Source organism: Mycobacterium sp. (assembly GCF_035314665.1).
Lineage (GTDB): Bacteria > Actinomycetota > Actinomycetes > Mycobacteriales > Mycobacteriaceae > Mycobacterium.
This window is the reverse complement of the sequence record NZ_DATFZD010000272.1, coordinates 1-19552: the sequence shown is the minus strand read 5'-3', so window position 1 is coordinate 19552 and position 19552 is coordinate 1. Positions and strand designations below refer to the sequence as shown.

Sequence of the window (19552 nt, the reverse complement as noted above, 5' to 3'; positions counted from 1 at the left end):
GCGGTCGGCGCAGTCAGCCAAGCAGCTAAGGTTGGGGCGATGAGTCAAGCAGCACCGCCCGTGCTGACCGTCCGGTACGACGGTTCTCAACGCACATTCGCCGCAGGCCATGACGTAGTCGTCGGGCGCGATCTGCGCGCCGACATGCGCATCACGCATCCGCTCATCTCGCGTGCACATCTCCTACTGCGTTTCGACCAGGGGCGTTGGCTCGCCATCGACAACGGCTCGTTGAACGGGACCTACGTCAACGGCCGTCGGGTGCCGGTCGTCGACATCCACGACGGCCAGAGCATCAACATCGGCAATCCCGACGGGCCGAAGCTCGCTTTCGAGGTCGGCCACCACGCCGGCGCGGCCGGCCGGCCGCCGCAAACCGCGTCGATGCGCGCCGTCCAACAGTCAGCGGCAGCGCGGCCGCAGCCCGCACGCCCCGCGGCCGGGCTGCGGCCGGGCGCACACCGGCCACCGGCAGCAGCATCGCGACCGCATCCGGGCGCCCCTCCACAGCCGATGTATCAGGGCGCCGGAGGCCAACGGCCGCCGGGCTACCAACCACCGCCGAACCGGCAAGCTCCGCCGGCGCCGCCGCCGAACCTCCCGCCGAAACCTCAGATGGTCCGGCCGACCGGCAAGCCCGAGACGGGCAACCTCGCCACCAAGATGATCCAGGCGTTTCTCCCCGGGGTCGGCGCCCCGGAGAGGCCGCCGGGATCGGCCACGATCGGTCGTGCCAACGACAACGACATCGTCATCCAGGATGTGCTCGCGTCGCGCCATCACGCGTTCCTCGTGCAGTCGCCGCTCGGCACCGAGATCCGCGACGCCCATAGCGTCAACGGCACGTTCGTCAACGGCGTGCGCGTCGGTTCGGCGGTGCTCAACGACGGCGACGTGGTCACGATCGGCAACATCGACCTGGTCTTCACCGACGGCAACCTGATCCGCCGCACCGAAGCCGCCACCCGCAGCGGTGGCCTCGAGGTCAACGGCGTCCACTTCAAGATCGACGGCAAGGAACTGCTGGACAACATCTCCCTGACCGCCCGGCCGGGCACACTGACCGCGATCATCGGGGGGTCCGGTGCGGGCAAGACCACACTGTCGCGGCTGATCGCCGGATACACCCGCCCCAGCGCCGGCTCGGTCACCTTCGAGGGTCACAACATCCACGCCGAGTACGCGACCATGCGCAGCAGGATCGGGATGGTCCCGCAGGACGATGTGGTTCACCGCCAGCTGACGGTGAACCAGGCACTCGGCTACGCCGCGGAGCTGCGACTACCGCCCGACACCAGCAAACAAGAGCGCGCCCAGGTGGTCGCGCAGGTGCTCGAGGAACTCGACCTGACCAAGCACGCCGACACCCGGGTGGACAAGCTCTCCGGCGGCCAGCGCAAACGCGCCTCGGTGGCTCTCGAGCTGCTCACCCAGCCGTCGCTGCTGCTCCTCGACGAGCCGACGTCTGGTCTGGACCCGGCGCTGGACCGCCAGGTCATGCTGATGTTGCGGCAGCTCGCCGACGCCGGTCGCGTGGTGCTGGTGGTCACGCACTCGGTGTCCTACCTCGACGTCTGCGACCAGATTCTGCTGGTGGCCCCAGGTGGTAAGACCGCCTTCAACGGGCCGCCCAGCCAGGTCGGCGCGGCGTTGGGGACCACCAACTGGGCGGACATCTTCGCCAATGTGGGCGCCGATCCCGACGAAGCCAATCGCCGCTTCGTGGAACGCGACGGCAGAAGACAATCGGCAGCCCCGGCGCTCGAGAGCCCGGCGGACTTGGGCGAACCAGTCCACACCGACCTGCTGCGCCAGTTCTCCACGATTGCGCGCCGTCAGGTCCGGCTCGTCATCTCCGATCGCGGCTACTCGGTGTTCCTGGCGATATTGCCGTTCCTGATCGGTGCACTGTCGCTGACCGTGAAAGGGCCCAAACCGGGGCTCGGTCCCGCCGACCCACTGGGCCTCGCACCGACCCAGCCGCAGTACATCATGGTCCTGCTCAACATCGGCGCCGTCTTCATGGGCACCGCGTTGACGATTCGCGACCTGATCGGCGAACGTCCCATCTTCCGCAGGGAACAGGCGGTCGGTCTGTCCACCACCGCCTATCTGCTGGCCAAGGTCTTCGTCTTCTTTGTTTTCGCGACCACCCAGGCGGCCATCGCGACCGTCATCGTCCGGCTCGGCAAAGGTGCGCCCACCGCACATCCGCCGTTCTTCGACAACTCCACGTTCTCGCTATTCGTCACCGTCGCGGGCACCTGCGTCGCGTCGGCCATTCTGGGCCTGATGCTGTCGGCGGTGGCGCAGTCCAATGAACAGATCATGCCGCTGCTGGTGGTGTCGATCATGTCGCAGCTGGTGCTCGCCGGCGGGATGATCCCGGTGACCGGCCGGGCCGGTCTCAATCAGCTGTCCTGGGTGACGCCCGGACGATGGGGTTATGCCGCGGGAGCGTCGTCGATCGACTTCCCGAACCTGGTCAAAGTCAAGCAGATTCCGACGAACGACCCGATATGGCAGCACTCGAAGCACATCTACCTCTTCGATATGGCGATGTTGGCGCTGCTGTCGCTGTTTTACGCGAGCTACGTGCGCTGGAACATCCGGCTCAAGCGCTAGCTGTCAAGCTCGACAAGGCGTACTCGCTGACCGCGATCAGTGCATCGGTCGCCGACCTACGGTCGCGCGCATCGATGTTGATGACTGGAACGTGGTCGGCCAGCGTCAGCGCCTTGCGCACCTCGGCAACCGGATACGTTGGGGCGCCGTCGAACTCGTTGACCGCGATGAGAAATGGCATGTTGCGGTGTTCGAAGAAGTCGACCGCGGCGAAGCTGTCCTGCAGGCGCCGACAGTCAACCAGGACGACCGCGCCGATTGCGCCGCGCACCAGGTCGTCCCACATGAACCAGAATCGGCGCTGCCCCGGAGTGCCGAACAGGTAAAGGACCAGATCTTCTTCCAACGTGATCCGGCCGAAGTCCATCGCTACCGTGGTGGTCCGCTTGTTCGGGGTGGCCTCCACCATGTCGACACCCGCGGAGGCGTCGGTGACCATCGCCTCGGTTCGCAGTGGCATGATCTCCGACACCGCGCCGACGAAAGTCGTCTTGCCGACACCGAACCCGCCCGCGATGACGATCTTCGTCGACGCGGTATCTCGCGCCTTCGGATGGGGTCGGGCCTTTCGCTCAGAGCGCTCGTAGGCCACGGAGCGTCCTTCCTATCAATTCGCGGCGTTCATCACGGGTCGAGTGATCGGTCAACGTCCGGTTAACTCGAAGGTAGCCCGAAGTCACAAGATCGCCGACCAACACGCGCGTGACGCCGAGCGGTAAATCTAGCCGGGCCGAGATCTCGGCAACCGATGGGCTCTTGACACACAGGTGGACGATCCTGCCTCGTATGTCGTTGGGTGGCCATCGGTGATAGAGCGCCGACTGCAACGTCTGCACCGGCGCTTCGAGGGGAAGCTCGACGCTCGCCTTGGTCCGCCCGGCGGTCAGAGTGTAAGGACGGACCAGGCTCGCCTCAGCTGCGGGTGGCTGAGCTCCCAGTGGCCCTAATGACTCGCGACTGTCCATCGCGGCTCACGAGTGTGTCGGAGCACGTCGTGTCGACTGCACGACGTTGCCCACCCGCTCGACAAGGACGGCCATCTCGTAACCGATCTGACCGATATCACACGATGTCGTGGCCAGCGTTGCCAGATGCGAGCCGTCGCCGACCCGCATCAACAACAAGTAGCCGTTTTCCATCTCCACCACCGACTGCAGCACCTGGCCGCCGTCAAACAGCTGGGCCGCGCCGTTGGCCAAGCTCGCCAGACCCGACGACACCGCGGCGAGCTGATCCGCCCGCTCCTGCGGCAGGTGCTCGCTGGCCGCGATCAGCAGCCCGTCCACGGATACCAGCACCGCGTGCGACACCCCGGGAACCTCGCGGGCGAAATTCGACACCAGCCAGTCCAGGGAATTGTCCGAGCGGGCTGAATCGTCGGCATCGGAAGCAGAAGTCATTCGTGATCGGATCCTTGATCTGTGTCGCGGGCGTGCGATCGTCCTGCGCGAACGCCGCCGAAATGGCTACTCATCGAGGCGCGGATCGCCTCCGGGTCTCGCGCATGGGCGGGTTTGCGGCCGGACCGGAGTCCGCCGTTCGATGCCGACCCGTTCTCCTCGTCGGCGCGGTGATGTGCGATGCCGTTGTGCTCGGGGCCGGCGCCGCCCGGCACCAGCCGGGCGCCGGGGTCACGCACCGGTAGGCCATGGTCGGTGTGAGCTTGCACGGGCACGTTTTCGACCTCGGCGGCCGCCGACCAACCGTGGTCCCAAACCGACTTCCAATCCAGGTCGGTGCTACGTCCCAAATCGGTTGGGTCAACCAGAAACTCCGAAAGCATCCGCTGGTAGATCAGATCGTCCGAATCCGGCGGCTCGGTCGTCGGCGCGGGGGCTTCGGCGGGCCAGGCGTCGTCGATCTCCTGCGGTTCCGACTGCGCCGCCGGCTCGGGCGCCACCGGCTCCGGCGCGACCGGCTCGGCTTCAGCAGGCTGCTGGCGGGTGAAGCGCACCCGTGAGCCGAAGAACGACGACGTCTTCGACACCGGTTGAGCCGCAGGGGTTTCCGGGATTTCTGTAGTCGGCTCGACGACCTTCTCCCACCGGCGCAGCTGCGGAACGCGCCGTGACGGCCGATCCGGTTGGTCGGCCGGGGCAGCGGTGATGCCGCTGGATCCGGGCCGCCGCCGTGGCAACAAGGTGATCGGTGATTCTGTCGAATGTGAGCCGTTGCGCTCGGGAGTATCTACCAGCGCAGCGAGGCCAGCGGTATCGCCATCGTCCGGCGCGGGCGAGCGATCGACCGGGGCCTCTGGGCGCACCGCCGCCGTTTCGCGCGGCGCGGCACCGCCGACGTCCGCACCGACCAACAAGGTCGCCGGCAGATAGACCTCGGCCGTCGTACCCGACCGTGCTTGCTCGGTCGACAAACCGCGCAGCCGCACCCGGATACCGTGTTGATCGGCCAGCCGGCCGACCACGAAAAGACCCATGTGGCGGGCGCTGTCAGGGGTGACCTCACCACCGGCGCGCAACCGCATGTTGGCGATGCGCCGGTCGCCGTCGGTCATACCCAGCCCGACGTCGAGGACCTCGAGCAGCACCGCGGCATCGCTGCGCTGTGAGGCCGAGACCCGCACCGGCGACGCGGGCGGTGAGTAGCGCAACGCGTTGTCGATCAACTCCGCGAGCAGATGGACGAGATCGCCGGCGGCGGCGCCGTTGATCGTGCAGTCGGGCACCATCGACGTTTCCACGCGGCGGTAGTCCTCGACCTCGGAGGTGGCGGCGTTGATGACCGACGACAGCGGCACCGGGGCGCGCTGGTCGCCCCGCGAGCCCGGTGCTCCGGCCAGGACCAGCAGGTTGGCACCGTTGCGCCGCATCCGCGCGGCCAGGTGGTCGAGACGGAACAGGCTGTCGAGGCGATCGGGATCCTCCTCGTTGCGCTCCAGCCGATCGATGAGTGAGAGCTGCTGGTCGACCAGTGAACGGTTTCGCCGTGACATGGTCTCGAACATGTCGTTGACCAACCGCCGCAGCCGGGCCTCGTCACCGGCCAGTAGCAGCGCCTGGGTGTGCAATTCGTCGACCGCGTGCGCGACCTGGCCGATTTCTTCGGTGGTGTGCAGCGGCAGTGGCTCGGGAGGCTGCTCGTCGCCGGCCCGAGCGCGAGTGATCTCACGCTCAAGATCTTCGTGAGCGACCTTCAAAGCGCTGTCCCGCAGCACGCGCAGCGGCTGGACCAGCGAACGCGCCACCAGCAGCACGATGCCGAGTGCGGCGACGATGGCTGCCAGCACGACAACGGTGTCCCGGATCGCGGCATCGCGCCGTTGGCGCGCCTCGTCCTCCACGGATTTCGTGACCAACGCGGTGGAGTCTTTGATCACCTGTGCGGCGATCCCGTCGGTGGTCTGTACCGAGCGAAGCAGCGCTGGATTGTTGACCAGCAGGCTGGTCGGATCGGACATGATTGCCATCCGGGTGACCATCTGCTGCTGCAGCGTCTTGGCCTCCCCAGAGCCGACACCAACCACTTGAGCCAACGCGAACAGCGTCGATGGCTCGGTGCCGGCTAGGGTGATCATCGACGTGCGCAGCTCAGGCTCGGGCAGGTCGGCGCCGCGGGTGATTAGCAGCTGCTGCATCATCATCTGCCCGCGGGCCCCGATCGCGCGGCTCAGCCCCTGAGCCGCAGCCCGGATTTTCACGTTGTCGACGCGCACCGATCCGTCGACCGCGTTCTCGGCCGTCAACAAGATCGGGGCGTAGGTGGTCACTCGCTCTCGCAATCCGATGGCATTCGACGCGACCGCGTCCAGCAACGACTGTCCGCCGTTCAGCATGGCGGTGACCCCTGCCCGGACATCGGCGGCGACGTTTGTTTCCGCCAGCCTGGCCTGCAGCTCGTGTTTGCGGGCGTCGAAATTCTTCTTCACGCCCTCGACGTCGCCACCGGTCGAGCTCGCCAACAATGCGACATCGAGCGCCGACATGTATTTGGTAATGGCCGGAACCATCTCGGCGCGATCAGCCGCCAACCGGAGGTTGCGCGCGTCGGTCAGCGCGCTCGCGATACGGAATCCCCCGAAAACCATCGCCAGCACCAAAGGCACAACGACAATGGCCACGACTTTCCACCGAACCGGCCAATTTCGCAGCGACCATGACGCCGGCCGTTTAACCGATGAGGACTCGGCGCCGTTGCTGTCTGCGGGGTGATTTTTGGCCGGCAGAATCGCCCGCGTAGCGCGGGCAAACATAGTCACCGGACTACGTCCATGCGGGCCACCGCTCCGCTGATATGCAGTGTTGGCGCGTGATTCATGAGACTTCCTGCTGATGACACCCGCCCCTAGTGACGGGCAGGCGATATACGCCTGGCAATTCTGCGAGTATGCCAGCCTGCGGCTATGGAAACCACAATTCTTACTGAACAGACAGAGTTCGCCGACTTGTGCCAGACACCGCGAAGCATAGCCGAGCAAATTCTGCGACGACAACTGTCATGATCGACGGATGTTCCGGCTGCTGTTTTACTCGCCGCGTATCGCGCCCAATACCGGCAATGCAATCCGGACTGCGGCGGCCACCGGCACCGAACTGCATCTCGTCGAGCCGCTCGGCTTCGACCTGTCCGAACCCAAGCTGCGCCGAGCGGGGCTGGACTATCACGACCTGGCCTCGGTCACCGTGCACGCGTCACTGGCGGCCGCCTGGAAGGCGCTCTCGCCGCAGCGGGTGTTCGCCTTTACCGCGCACGCGACATCGTTGTTCACCGACGTCAGCTATCAGGCCGGCGACGTATTGATGTTCGGCCCGGAACCCACCGGACTGGACTCGACGACGCTGGCCGACGGTCACATCACCGAGCGAGTCCGCATCCCGATGCTGACTGGACGACGCTCCCTCAATTTGTCGAACGCTGCCGCGGTCGCCGTCTACGAGGCATGGCGACAGCAGGGGTTCAGCGGTGCCGTGTAACCGTTACCAGGCGTTCCAATGCGTGAGGCTCTCGGCGGGCAAACGCTTGGCCGGCCGGAAATCCGTGCCCTTGGTGTAGGCGATCGGAAACAGCCCGCCCTGGCTGTATTTCTCGTAGGGAATGCCCAGCACCTCGGCGACTTTCTGCTCACCGTCGCGAAGCAGGTGCAGCGTCGTCCAGCACGATCCCAACCCACGGGAGCGCAGCGCAAGACAGTAGCTCCAGACCGCCGGGAACAGCGACGACCAGAACGAGACGCCGCCCAGCGGGGAGGAGTCCTCGCGCCCTTCGATGCACGGGATCATCAGCACCGGCGCCTCGTGCATGTGCTCGGCAAGATAGGTCGCGGAGTCCCGGACCGCGCCCATGCGCTCACCGCGGGTGTCGCCCTCCGCGTACTCCGCTCCCGGCGAGCTGAGGTAGTCCCGGGCATTGGCCAGGTAGATCTCGCCGATCGCCTTCTTCTTGTCGGGGTCCTCGACGAACACCCACTGCCAGCCCTGCGAGTTGGAACCGGTGGGCGCCTGCAGCGCCAATTCGAGGCATTCCATCAGCACTTCGCGGGATACCGGCTTGTCGAAATCGAGGCGCTTGCGCACCGATCGGGTGGTGGTGAGGACTTCGTCGACGGACAAGTTCAAGGTCATGCCTGAACCTAACAGTGGCTTCGCCGCGATCCTTCCCACCGCGAGGAGTCACGCCAGCCGCATGCGCATGCGATATCACCGCCGTGGCAGCGCCCAGTGATATTGCATATGACCTCGTATTGAATAAGCCACTAACCCCTGAGCGAGCGACGCAAGGGGCTGCTGGTGTCAGCGAAAATCGCGCGATTTCGATCCGACCTTCAGCGTGAGCTTGGCTAACCGCTCGGCCACGACTGTGACTGCGCCACTGGCATTTTGGACCTGACCCCGGATCAGCAGCGCCGACGCTGTCTGCGCCAGCTTGCGGTGTCGCGCCCATACCCCCGGTGTGCACAGCACGTTGACCATCCCGGTTTCGTCTTCGAGGTTGATAAACGTCACTCCCTGGGCCGTGGCCGGTCGCTGCCGATGGGTGACAGCCCCGGCGATCAGCACGCGGTCGCCGTCGGGCACCGACAGCAGGGCGTCGGCGGGCAGCACCCCCATCTCATCGAGATCCGACCGCAGGAACTGGGTCGGATAGCTGTCCGGGGAGATACCGGTGGCCCACACGTCGGCGGCGGCCAATTCTAGTTCGCTCATCCCCGGTAACGCCGGGATGTGCGACGACGAGCCCACCCCCGGCAAGCGGTCCGGCCGCCCCGTGGCAGCCGCCCCGGCCGCCCATAGCGCCTCGCGCCGCGATATCCCGAAGCAGCTCAGCGCTCCTGCGGTGGCCAGTGCTTCGGTCTGCGGCACCGAAAGCTGCACCCGGGACGTCAAATCCAGCAGAGAAGCGAAGGACCCGTGGGCTTTTCGTTCCTCAACCATCTTTTCTGCCAGGTCATCGCCGATATGGCGGACGCCGCCCAGCCCCAGCCGGACTTCTATACCGGCGTTCTCCAGAGTGGCGTGCGCCAGGCTGGCATTGACATCCGGGCCGTGCACCGTCACCCCGTGCCGCCGCGCGTCGGCCACCAGCGACTGTGGCGAGTAGAAGCCCATCGGCTGCGCGCGCAGCAGCGCCGCGCAGAACGCCGCCGGATGATGCAGCTTGAACCACGACGAGTAGAACACCAGCGATGCGAAGCTCAGCGCGTGGCTTTCCGGAAAGCCGAAATTAGCGAAAGCTTCTAGCTTTTCGTAAGTGCGGTCGATCACCTCGTCGGTGGCACCGTGTAGCGCGCGCATGCCGTCGTAGAATCGGCCGCGCAGCCGTTGCATACGTTCCGCCGACCGCTTGGACCCCATGGCGCGCCGCAGCTGATCGGCCTCGGCGGCGGAAAAGCCTGCACAGTCCACCGCGAGCTGCATCAGCTGTTCCTGAAACAACGGCACCCCCAGCGTTTTCCGTAACGCCGACTCCATCGACGGATGGTCGTAAACCACCGGGTCGAGGCCGTTGCGCCGCCGGATGTACGGGTGCACCGAGCCGCCCTGGATGGGCCCGGGACGGATCAACGCGACCTCGACTACCAGGTCGTAGAACACCCTTGGCCGCAGTCGCGGCAGGGTGGCCATCTGCGCGCGGGACTCCACCTGGAACACGCCGACGGAATCGGCGCGGCACAGCATTTCGTACACCGCCGATTCGGACAGGTCCAACTTGGCCAGGTCGACCTCGATGCCTTTGTGTTCGGCCAGCAGGTCGATGGCGTAGTGCAACGCCGAGAGCATGCCCAGCCCGAGCAGGTCGAATTTCACCAAACCGATTGCTGCGCAGTCGTCTTTGTCCCACTGCAATACGCTGCGATTTTCCATTCGTGCCCATTCCACCGGGCAGACGTCGGCGATCGGGCGGTCGCAGATCACCATACCGCCGGAGTGGATGCCCATGTGCCGCGGCAGATTCTGGATCTGGGTGGCCAGGTCGATTACCTGCTCGGGGATGTCTTCGATGTCCGACGGCTGTCCACTCCAGTGGCTGATCTGCTTGCTCCACGCGTCTTGCTGCCCCTGCGAGAAGCCCAGGGCGCGGGCCATGTCGCGCACCGCGATTCGGCTGCGGTAGGTGATCACATTGGCGACCTGAGCGGCATAGTCGCGGCCGTACTTGTCATAGACGTACTGGATGACCTTTTCGCGCTGATCCGACTCGATGTCGATGTCGATATCGGGCGGACCGTCACGGGCCGGCGACAGGAAACGCTCGAACAGCAACTCGTTGGCAATCGGATCGACCGCGGTGACACCGAGGGCATAACAGACCGCCGAGTTGGCCGCCGATCCCCTGCCCTGGCACAGAATGTTGTTCTCCCGGCAGAATCGGGTGATGTCGTAGACCACCAGGAAGTAGCCCGGAAATGTCAGCCGCGCAATGATTTCCAACTCGTGCTCGATCTGGGCATACGCCTGCCGTGCCCGCGATCGCGGCCCGTAGCGGCGCTCCGCACCCGCCATCGCCAGTTCCCGCAACCAGCTGTCTTCGGTATGGCCGGGCGGGACGTCGAACGGTGGCAGCTGCGGGGCAATGAGCGCCAGGCCGAAGGCGCACTGCTCGCCGAGTTCGGCCGCGGCGGTCACCGCGTCGGGCCGCTGCGCGAACAGCCGCGTCATCTCCTCACCCGACCGCAGATGCGAACCGCCCAGTGCGGCCAGCCAGCCGGCCGCCTCGTCCAGCGACTGCCTGGCCCGTATCGCGCCCATGGCCATCGCCAGCCGACGACGCGACGGCGCGGCGCAATGCGCGCCGGTGGTGGCGACACATCTAAGGCCGAATCGGATTGCCAGTTCGGCCAATTCGGCATTGATTTCGTCGTCGAGCGGATGGCCGTGCTGGGTCAGCTCAACGCTGACCCGGTCTGCGCCGAACCGGTCCACCAGGTCGCCCAACGCCGCCGAAGCCGCGTCCTGCCCGCCGGTGGCCAGCGCGGCGCGGACATGGCCCTTACGACAGCCAGTCAAGATGTGCCAGTGCCCACCCGCCACGTCGCCGAGCGCATCGAAATCGAAGCGCAGCTTGCCCTTCTCGCCGCCGGCCAGATGGGCCGCGGCCAGCTGCCGCGATAATCGTCGATAACCCTCCGGGCCGCGAGCCAGCACCAGTAAATGCGGACCCGCCGGATCCGGGTCGTCGGTCCGGGCGCCGGGCCCTAACGAGAGTTCGGCCCCGAATACGGTACGCATGTCCAATTCCGCGGCCGCTTCCGCGAACCGCACCGCCCCATACAGGCCGTTGTGGTCGGTCAGCGCGATGGCGCGCAGATCCAGCTGCACCGCCTCCTCGACCAGCTCCTCCGGCGTGCTTGCCCCGTCCAGGAAGCTGAACGCCGAATGCGTGTGCAACTCGGCGTACGGGACGGACGAGCGAACCGTCCGGTTATCGTCCGGCGGCTGGTAGCTCACCCGCTTGCGCGACAGTGGGACGTCATCGGCCGGTCCCCACACAGATGGCGTGCCGGGACGGCGCGGCTTACCGGCGAGCACCCGCTCCATCTCCGCCCAGCCCGGCGGGCCATTGCTCCAACCCACGCCGCCAGTCTATCGAATATATGTTCGACTAGGTAGGCCGTTCGTTCCCGCGGTTGTCAGTCCGCGTTGACTCTTAAAAATTCTCAGACGGCTGGGACGGAATTCTCAGACGCCCGACAGAATTCTCAGAATGCAAGGCGCAGAACGCGTCTCATAGCCAGCCCACTCCCCATGACTATGTTGTGACCCATGGTCACTCGTGAACTTTTGTGAACCACGTTGCCACACAATCGACTCCATTTGTTTACACGATTTAATGTGAAGGCCACCTCCCGTCGAGGACGCCCGCGAATACTCGTACAAAGTCCCAGGGGTGAACGGCGGTGCCGAATCGTGGAGCAACTGAACGCGCTCGATGCGGGTTTTCTGATGGCGGAGGATTCGGACCGAAACGTCAGTCTGGCGATCGGCGGGATTGCGATCGTCGACGGTTCCGTTCCCGACCACGACGAGTTCAAAGACACTCTGGCAGAACGGATCCGCGCAATACCGCGGTGCACGCAGATGCTGCGCACCCAACCCTTCGACGTCGGCGCCCCGCAGTGGGTCGAGGATCCGGGATTCGACTTGAGCCGCCACGTGCGCCGGATAGCGGTTCCGCGGCCGGGCGATGACGCCGAACTGTTCCGGGTTGTCGCCGATGTGCTGGAACGCCGCCTCGACCGGGACCGTCCGCTATGGGAGTGCTGGGTTATCGAGGGCCTGAAAGGCAATCGCTGGGCGATGTTGATGAAGATCCACCACTGCGTGGCCGATGGAATCTCGGCCACTCGTATTCTCACCCGCCTGTGCGATCACATCGACGGGGATGCTTTCGCGCGCCCCGCGCCCGCCAAACGGGCCGCCGCCGCCCACCCACATCTGCAGCCGGTGCCGGACCCCAAACCGCTGAGCAACCCGCTGGACAACCTCTGGCGCGCGGCCACCAGCATCACCAATGCGGCCACCCGGACAGTCAGCGGCGCCGCAGAAATTGCCGCCGGCCTGCTCCGCCCGTCGGCCGGCTCGTCGCTGGTAGGACCCGTCACCGCGATGCGGTGCTATCGCGCAATTCGGGTCCCGCTCGCCGAAGTCGAGCAGGTATGCCGAAAGTTCGACGTGACCGTCAACGATGTCGCACTCACGGCGATCACCGAGGGGTTTCGCTCGCTTTTGCTGCATCGCGGCGAGGAGCCTCGTGCGGACTCGTTGCGCACCCTGGTGCCGGTATCGTTGCGCTCCGCCGACGCGGTCGACAAGCCGGGCAATCGCTTCTCGGTCATGCTGCCGTATCTTCCCGTCGAGCAGGACGACCCGATCCAGCAGCTGCGCATCGTTCACAGCCGGCTCAACCGGGCCAAACAAGGCGGTCAGCGGCAGGTCGGGAACATGGCGGTGTCGCTGTCCAACTACGTCCCGTTCATGTTCTCCTCGTGGGCAATTCGGTTCCTGACGCGTCTGCCGCAACGCGGCATCGTGACGCTGGCGACCAATGTCCCCGGACCCCGTCGCCAGTTGGAGATGATGGGCCGCAAGGTTGCGCGCCTGCTGCCGATTCCGCCGATCGCATTACGGTTGCGCACGGGTGTCGCGGTGCTGAGCTATGCCGATGACCTGGTATTCGGCATCACCGCCGATTACGACGCCGGAGCCGACGTCGACGAACTGGCCGACGGCATCAAGATCGCCGTGGCGCGCCTGGAAATGCTCAGCCAGGACTCGATCTTGCTGTTCGCTAACAAATCGGTCTGACTGACTAACCTGGCTACCGGCATCGCAATGGCATGCCGGGAAGGCAGGGCAGGCGGATGTCGGTCACTATCGACCCGCGCCGCCATGACGCGGTGCTCTTCGACCTCGGTGACCTGGCCACCGACGAATCGCTGGTAAGGCACTTGCGCGACGCCGGCGTGGTCACCGACGACCATCGCCAACCCTTTCTCGAGACGGCAAACCGGTTGTCGGTGCGGCCGGACCGATGCGCCGTCGTCACCGCGACCGGCAACGGTGTCGCCGCCGCCCGGGCCGGCGGGTTCGCGCTGGTGATCGCGATCGACGCGGCGGGAGACGGCGACGAGCTGCTCGGCCGCGGCGCCGACGCGGTGATCACCGACCTGCACGACATCAACGTGCGCACCGGGGACCGCCGGATGTCCGAACTGCCCGACGGGCGCCACGCCCTCGACGTCATCACCGGCCGGCGCCCCGCGGTGTTCTTCGACTTCGACGGGACGCTCTCCGAGATCGTCGAGAACCCCGATGCCGCGCAGCTGGTCGAGGGGGCGGCCGAGGCGCTGAAATCGCTGACCGCGCAATGCTCCGTCGCGATCCTGAGCGGCCGCGACCTCGCCGACGTGCGGCAGCGGATCGGCTTGCCCGGCATCTGGTACGCGGGCAGTCATGGTTTCGAGCTGACCGGACCCGACGGCGCACACCACGAAAACGCCGAGGCGGCGGCGAGTATCCCGGTGCTCGAGCGTGCCGCCGCCGAACTGGCCGATCAGCTCGGTGACATCGCGGGTGTCGTCGTGGAGCACAAGCGGTTTGGTGTCGCCGTGCACTACCGCAACGCCGAGCGGGACCGAATCGGCGAGGTGGCCGCGGCGGTACGACGCGCCGGTCAACGCGCTGCGCTTCGCGTCACCACGGGTCGCGAAGTCATCGAGCTACGTCCAGATGTCGACTGGGACAAGGGCAAGACCCTGCGCTGGGTGCTCGACTATGTCCGCGACGACGAACGGGCCGGCCCGCTGTCACCGATCTACCTCGGCGACGACATCACCGACGAGGACGCGTTCGATGCAGTGCGCGACGACGGTATCGCGATCGTGGTACGGCATTACGACGATGGCGATCGCGCCACCGCAGCCAGCTACGCGCTGGACAGTCCCGAACGAGCACGCGAGTTCACTGAGCAGCTGGCCCGTCAGCTCGCTCGCTGATCACAAGATCGCTTGGCTTTGCAGCACTTTGGCGACCAGCTTGCCGTCGTCGCCGCGAACCTCCGTCTCGAGCACGATGACGCGCTTTCCGATGTGCAGCGGGCGACAGTGCGCCTTGATCGTTCCTGAGCGGGTGGCAGCCAGAAAATTGGTTTTGGATTCGACGGTTGCGGTTCCTCCCGCCCCGTCGGGCAGATTCAGGAACGCACATACCCCGCCCGCCGAGTCGGCCAGGGTCATGACCATCCCGCCGTGCAGCACGTCGTTACCGGTGCATAAGTTCGGTGCCCAATCCAGACTCAGCACCACCTCGTCGGGACGGGCGGCGTCGGCGGTGATGCCCAGCGTTGCGCACAGCGAGAGTTGCGTCTGGATGAATTCGGTGGCGGCGCTGTCGATCATGACCCCTCCTGTGCCCGAACAGCCTGCAGCGTCTCGGCGGTTTCCGCGTCAGCGGGATAGAACGACTCGATCGCCACTTCGGCGACCGTGACATCCAGCGGCGCACCCACGACGGCGGTCATGCTGAAGAATGCCAACTCCTGGTCGCCGTAGCGGAGGCGCAGCGGCACCGCGACGTCGGTGAGCCCGGGACGCTCGGCCACGCCACCCGGATAGGCCGACAACTCGGCGTGCAGCTCGTCCAGCCGCGGGTCACGCGTGGCCCGGACCTGGCGGTGCAGCCGTTCGAGGATATGCGCGCGCCACTCGGCGAGGTTGGCGATCCGTGGCGCCATGCCGTCCGGGTGCAGCGACACCCGCAATGCGTTCACCGGCGGCGTCAGCAGTGCCGGATCGCATCCTTCGGTGAGCACCGCGACGGCAGCGTTGCCGTCGAGCATTTCCCACCACCGGTTGACGACCAGCGCGGGATACGGCTCGTGGCCGGCGAGGATCTGACGCAATGCCACCCGCAGCCGGGTCAGTTCCGGCTCGTCGAGCGAGTGTTCGGGATAAGCGGGCGCGTACCCGCCGGCCAGTAGCAGCGCGTTGCGTTCACGCAGCGGCACGTCGAGTTGCTCGCTGAGGCGCAGGATCATTCCCGGGGTCGGGCGGGACCGGCCGGTCTCCACGAAGCTCAGATGCCGAGCCGAGATGTCGGCCTGAATTGACAAGTCGAGCTGGCTTATTCGACGCCGCTCGCGCCATTCGCGCAGCAGCTGACCGACCGGGGGTTTCGCCGGGGCCCGCGGGGCCAGAGTCGTCACCGTCACGATGCTAGCCACGTGGGCTCACGACCACGATTACCTGCTGGGTAATTTCAGCGATGCTGGTCAGGGGCCTAAACCGCGTGCGAGCTGTGGAAACAGCGTTACAGAGATGACAAGCGATCACTCGATTGTGGGCAGATTGTGGCCACGGCGTGGGCACGACCCGGTTACGAACACCCGAAAGCGGGGTGCAGCGAACTGCCAAGCGGTCCAGTCGGCCGGCAAACAAGGACCATGGCGCAATGACCAGTTGACCAACGATTTGTCGGACCCCGATGGGAGTATCGAGCGATGAGGCTGTTGCAGTACATCACCACGGTTGAAGTGCTGAAGAGGGGGTAGCGCGCCTCAGGGATGGAGATCGGCGAATTCGATGCCCGCGTTGACTTGATCGATCGCCTGTCGGACCAGCATCATCGCCTGGTCACGGTGACCACCTTTGTCCGGGTCGGCCGTCTGCAACTCGAACATGGCCTGGTTCAGGTGGTCTCGAGCATTGATCATGTGGGGCTGAAAGGCATAGGCCGCGCCGGCGCCCGCGAGGCTGAAGCTGGCCGCGGTAACAACGCCCGCGACCGCGAGACGGAATTTTGAGATCTGCATGGTGTGTCCTCCTTTATGCCCTCGGACGATACTGCAGAAGCAGCTGCTGTCAGCGGAGTCGCGCATTTGTTCGGCCCCCGTCGGGACGGTCGACCATCGTCAGAGGCCGGGGATCACGTCTACCAGATTGATACCGGGGTCATCGCTGCCATGCTCGCTGCGGCCGGTACGGCCGGCGCCGACCCGACACCTGCCCCAGCGCCGCCGTATGTGATCGTCACGCCCGGAGGGCCGACGGTCGGGGGTTTGCGGACACCCTTCCGCCGATCTGCGCGGCGCAGCCGAGGGCCTGCAATCTCAACTGGAACCCGAACACTGGGGCTTGGGACGCGCCGCCGGGAACCGGCTAGACCCAACCCGCGTCTGAACAGTTATCGGCCCGCCACAACCTCTCCATGTGGCGGGCCGATCCGGCGTTTAATGGGCGGGTGAGCGAATTTCCATTTTACGAACCGCCCAGCATCCCCCCGGTGACGCCACCGCTCGCCCCCAAACCACCAGAGGAGCAACCCGCAACGAGGGCGGACATGTGGAAAGTCAGTCAGGAACTCGGCGCGATCCGTGAGGTGTTGGAGGAGATCCGAGATCTTCTCGGCGAGGTGCAGCGATGAGCGCCGAGGGCGCGTGGCTGAAAGTCACCCAGGGCCTTTAAGGCCAAAGCTATTCGGCTCGCCTGTCATCGGGTGGGTTCTCTCCGGTAACGGCGTCCGGTGCAATCCGCAGATCGTCGGTGGTTACCTGCTGGACCCGCTGCCTCAACGACTGCATATCGGCCTGTCCGCGCGACACCCGGCGACGCCTATTCATCCGTGGCAATTGCTTTACCTTTCAACGTGTTTGGGGTGGTGGACCGGCCCGCAGCTCCCGATGGAGGACTGGGGCCGGCCCACCTAGCGACGGCGCGGGAGAGAATCGAGATCCGCATCCGCGGGGCACTTCCCGTCCCTCGACCGGCGCCGCCGGGTCTATTTAGTTATCCGCGTCGTCGGCGTCGAACTCGTCGAGGCCGAGGCCGAGGTCTTCCCACCAACGCACCGGGGGACGGTACGGGTCGACGACGTTGGTTCCCTGCCACGGCATTAGCTGCCGTAACCAGACGCCAGCGTGAAGCCGGTAATCGAAGCGACACCAGACGGATAACGGCAGATCATCGCAATTCGCTCGTCCAGCGTCACGCGCAGCGCCAGGTTGCCAGACAGGCTGTAGGGGTCGACCAGGGCCCGCAATGCGGTCAAGGTCAACGGGACGACCGTAGTTGGCACGCTCAAGGGCGGTAAGGATCGCACGGTGGTGCTACCGGCGTTTGTGATCGACGCGATTGCCGAGAGCTGCCACGGCAAGGGCAAGGGTCGCGACGAACTGATCTGGTCAACCGCAGCGGGCGGCTACCTCGCGCCGCCGGGAGGGGGGTCATGGCTGGCCGGCGCAGTAGCGCGCTCCCAGGCCAGCGATCCAACCTTCCCGCGGATCACGGCCCACGACTTGCGCCACACGGCGGCGTCCCTGGCGATCCACGCGGGGGCACACCCCAAGGTGGTGCAGCGGATGCTCGGGCACGCCAGCGCGGCCATGACGCTCGACGTGTACGCCGATCTGTTCGACAGCGACTTAGATACGGTCGCGGCATCTGTGGGCAAAATGTGGGCAGAGCGGGGTTAATCGCACGCCTGTTCACCCCAAAAAATGCCCCTACCAGCGTAAACAGTGTCGGTGGGGGCGTACTCACGATTACCTGCTGGGTAATCGACAGCGCGCGGTCAGTCGTCCTTTTCTTCGCCTTTATCGTCTTTGTCGCCTTGGTCGTCTTCCTTGTCCGCTTCGTGCTTGCCCTTGTCGCGGTCCTTGTCTTCTTTGTCTCGATCTTTGCCGGCCGTCAGCTCGAGGGTCGCCCAGTGGCTTGGAGAGATGAAGACCGTCCACTTCCCGGCCTCGCGGCCCATCTTGACGACACCGTTTTCGACTTCCCACTTGGTGCTGTCGTCGTAATCCGTCTCTTGCCCGTCGTTGTACGTGAGTTTGAATGCCATGACGCAGGCTGCCACCATGGCGGCCCCGTTAAACCTCGGTGTATTCCACCGCGCCGTCCTCGAGGACCAGCCGTGCCTCGCTGCCGTCGGGCGCAGAGGCTTCGGTCCGAAATACCGCCTTGCCGGGTTCGGTGCGCCAGATCAAGGTGGTCAGCGTCTCGCCCGGAAAGACCGGCTTGGTGAACCGCGCATCGATTGACGTGATGGCGCTGGCGTTGCCGTTGCCGAGTTCGGCGATCAACGCTCGGCCGGAGAAGCCGTAGGTGCACAGCCCGTGCATGATCGGCCTCGGGAAGCCCGCGAGTTCCTTGGCGAACCACGGGTCGCTGTGCAGTGGATTGCGGTCGCCGGAGAGCCGGTAGATCAGCGGCTGATCCTCCCGGGTGGTCAGCGCGACACGGGCGTCGGGCTCGCGGTCGGGGATTTCCGGCGCCGCCGGCCGCTGGCCGGGCTCTCCCCCGAAACCGCCCTCGCCGCGGATCACCAACGTCGTGAAGGTCTCGGCGATCAGCGTCCCCGTGTCCGGGTCACTACCGCGCCCACGCAACATGATGATCGCGTTCTTGCCCTCGCCCTTGTCCTGGATGTCGGCCACCTCGGTGACCACTGACAGCTTGCCCGCGGCCGGCAGCGGCGCGTGTAACCGGATGCCCTGCGAACCGTGTAAAAGCATGGCCCAGTTGAAGGATCCGACCTGTCCGGCCGCGCCAAACGCCGGGCAGCAGATCACCGCGTAGGTGGGCAGCACCTGCTGGTCGATGCCGTGGCTGTTCTCCGTGGTGAACGACAAGTCCTCGATTCCGGCGCCGACACCGAGCGCGTACAGCAGGGTGTCCCGGTCGGTCCATTCGAACAACATCGGGTCGGTCGTTGCGCCGACGGCCTTCGGGTCGATCGCCATGCGGGTCTCCTAATCGGTTAGTAGGAATGGGTTACTGGTCGTGTTGACCGGGTCTGTTCCTGGCGGTCTGCCGCCAGGGTGATGCCTGGTGTCTCCCGGCGTTCGACGCCTTTTGAGAGAGCGGCGCGCCTGGCGGCAGATCACCTGTGTGGGTGGTGGGATGCCGTTGCCCGAGCCCGCCGCGGGGTTGACTTCCCGATGGTTGTTCCCGAGCCTTGAGCTCTTCGATAGAACGAGG

18 protein-coding genes are annotated in these 19552 nt (G+C 65.8%); 6 read left to right on the top strand and 12 right to left on the bottom strand.

What is annotated here, in order from left to right; translation table 11 throughout:
- Positions 1-39 precede the first annotated feature (39 nt).
- Positions 40-2625, top strand: coding sequence for an ATP-binding cassette domain-containing protein (locus VKI00_RS19370; RefSeq protein WP_324440239.1), 2586 nt, complete (start codon positions 40-42; stop codon positions 2623-2625).
- On the opposite strand, the gene VKI00_RS19365 is transcribed toward VKI00_RS19370, so the two are convergent.
- The 4 genes from VKI00_RS19365 to VKI00_RS19350 are packed head-to-tail and all read right to left on the bottom strand — an operon-like array spanning position 2615 to position 6832.
- Positions 2615-3217: an ATP/GTP-binding protein gene (locus tag VKI00_RS19365; protein WP_324440237.1), complete on the bottom strand. Its 603-nt coding sequence runs from the start codon at positions 3215-3217 to the stop codon at positions 2615-2617. The genes VKI00_RS19370 and VKI00_RS19365 overlap by 11 nt on opposite strands.
- Entirely contained in the window at positions 3198-3590 is a 393-nt protein-coding gene (locus VKI00_RS19360) for a DUF742 domain-containing protein (protein WP_324440235.1), read from the bottom strand. The genes VKI00_RS19365 and VKI00_RS19360 overlap by 20 nt, the downstream gene beginning before the upstream one ends.
- Before the next feature lie 6 nt (positions 3591-3596).
- Positions 3597-4025 carry a roadblock/LC7 domain-containing protein gene (locus VKI00_RS19355; RefSeq protein ID WP_324440233.1) on the bottom strand — a complete coding sequence of 143 codons (429 nt, stop codon included), beginning with the start codon at positions 4023-4025 and terminating at the stop codon, positions 3597-3599.
- Positions 4022-6832, bottom strand: coding sequence for an ATP-binding protein (locus VKI00_RS19350; protein WP_324440293.1), 2811 nt, complete (start codon positions 6830-6832; stop codon positions 4022-4024). Before VKI00_RS19350 ends, VKI00_RS19355 begins: the two co-directional genes overlap by 4 nt.
- Before the next feature lie 256 nt (positions 6833-7088).
- Here VKI00_RS19350 and VKI00_RS19345 point away from each other — a divergent pair, with 256 nt between their 5' ends.
- Complete coding sequence (locus VKI00_RS19345) at positions 7089-7553, top strand: tRNA (cytidine(34)-2'-O)-methyltransferase (protein WP_324440231.1); 465 nt, start codon at positions 7089-7091, stop codon at positions 7551-7553.
- Positions 7554-7556: 3 nt separating this feature from the next.
- Here VKI00_RS19345 and VKI00_RS19340 read toward each other — a convergent pair whose 3' ends face one another.
- Complete coding sequence (locus tag VKI00_RS19340) at positions 7557-8201, bottom strand: nitroreductase family protein (protein ID WP_324440229.1); 645 nt, start codon at positions 8199-8201, stop codon at positions 7557-7559.
- Between the two features lie 168 nt (positions 8202-8369).
- Positions 8370-11651 carry an error-prone DNA polymerase gene (locus VKI00_RS19335; protein ID WP_324440227.1) on the bottom strand — a complete coding sequence of 1094 codons (3282 nt, stop codon included), beginning with the start codon at positions 11649-11651 and terminating at the stop codon, positions 8370-8372.
- A gap of 333 nt (positions 11652-11984) precedes the next feature.
- Between VKI00_RS19335 and VKI00_RS19330 the strand changes: the two genes are divergently transcribed.
- Both VKI00_RS19330 and otsB read left to right on the top strand, forming a co-directional pair.
- Positions 11985-13382, top strand: a complete 1398-nt coding sequence (locus tag VKI00_RS19330; protein WP_324440225.1) for a wax ester/triacylglycerol synthase family O-acyltransferase — start codon at positions 11985-11987, stop codon at positions 13380-13382.
- A 56-nt stretch (positions 13383-13438) separates the two neighbouring features.
- Complete coding sequence (gene otsB / locus VKI00_RS19325; protein WP_324440223.1) at positions 13439-14572, top strand: trehalose-phosphatase; 1134 nt, start codon at positions 13439-13441, stop codon at positions 14570-14572.
- Here the strand turns inward: otsB and VKI00_RS19320 are convergent, their stop codons facing one another.
- The 3 genes from VKI00_RS19320 to VKI00_RS19310 form a co-directional block, all read right to left on the bottom strand.
- Positions 14573-14974: a PaaI family thioesterase gene (locus VKI00_RS19320; protein ID WP_324440221.1), complete on the bottom strand. Its 402-nt coding sequence runs from the start codon at positions 14972-14974 to the stop codon at positions 14573-14575.
- Positions 14971-15780, bottom strand: coding sequence for a helix-turn-helix transcriptional regulator (locus tag VKI00_RS19315; RefSeq protein WP_324440219.1), 810 nt, complete (start codon positions 15778-15780; stop codon positions 14971-14973). Before VKI00_RS19315 ends, VKI00_RS19320 begins: the two co-directional genes overlap by 4 nt.
- 351 nt (positions 15781-16131) lie before the next feature.
- Positions 16132-16386 carry a hypothetical protein gene (locus VKI00_RS19310; protein ID WP_324440217.1) on the bottom strand — a complete coding sequence of 85 codons (255 nt, stop codon included), beginning with the start codon at positions 16384-16386 and terminating at the stop codon, positions 16132-16134.
- Positions 16387-16814: 428 nt separating this feature from the next.
- Here VKI00_RS19310 and VKI00_RS19305 point away from each other — a divergent pair, with 428 nt between their 5' ends.
- Complete coding sequence (locus VKI00_RS19305) at positions 16815-16997, top strand: hypothetical protein (protein ID WP_324440215.1); 183 nt, start codon at positions 16815-16817, stop codon at positions 16995-16997.
- 468 nt (positions 16998-17465) lie between these two features.
- Here the strand turns inward: VKI00_RS19305 and VKI00_RS19300 are convergent, their stop codons facing one another.
- Positions 17466-17627 carry a hypothetical protein gene (locus VKI00_RS19300; protein WP_324440213.1) on the bottom strand — a complete coding sequence of 54 codons (162 nt, stop codon included), beginning with the start codon at positions 17625-17627 and terminating at the stop codon, positions 17466-17468.
- A gap of 46 nt (positions 17628-17673) precedes the next feature.
- On the opposite strand from VKI00_RS19300, the gene VKI00_RS19295 reads away from it, so the two are divergent.
- Positions 17674-18045: a tyrosine-type recombinase/integrase gene (locus VKI00_RS19295; RefSeq protein WP_324440211.1), complete on the top strand. Its 372-nt coding sequence runs from the start codon at positions 17674-17676 to the stop codon at positions 18043-18045.
- 98 nt (positions 18046-18143) lie between these two features.
- Here the strand turns inward: VKI00_RS19295 and VKI00_RS19290 are convergent, their stop codons facing one another.
- Together VKI00_RS19290 and VKI00_RS19285 are read right to left on the bottom strand one after the other, a co-directional pair.
- Positions 18144-18413 (bottom strand): hypothetical protein, encoded by a 270-nt coding sequence (locus VKI00_RS19290; RefSeq protein ID WP_324440209.1) that lies wholly within the window; start codon positions 18411-18413, stop codon positions 18144-18146.
- Positions 18414-18441: 28 nt separating this feature from the next.
- Positions 18442-19314: a MaoC/PaaZ C-terminal domain-containing protein gene (locus tag VKI00_RS19285; protein WP_324440207.1), complete on the bottom strand. Its 873-nt coding sequence runs from the start codon at positions 19312-19314 to the stop codon at positions 18442-18444.
- Positions 19315-19552: the final 238 nt, after the last annotated feature.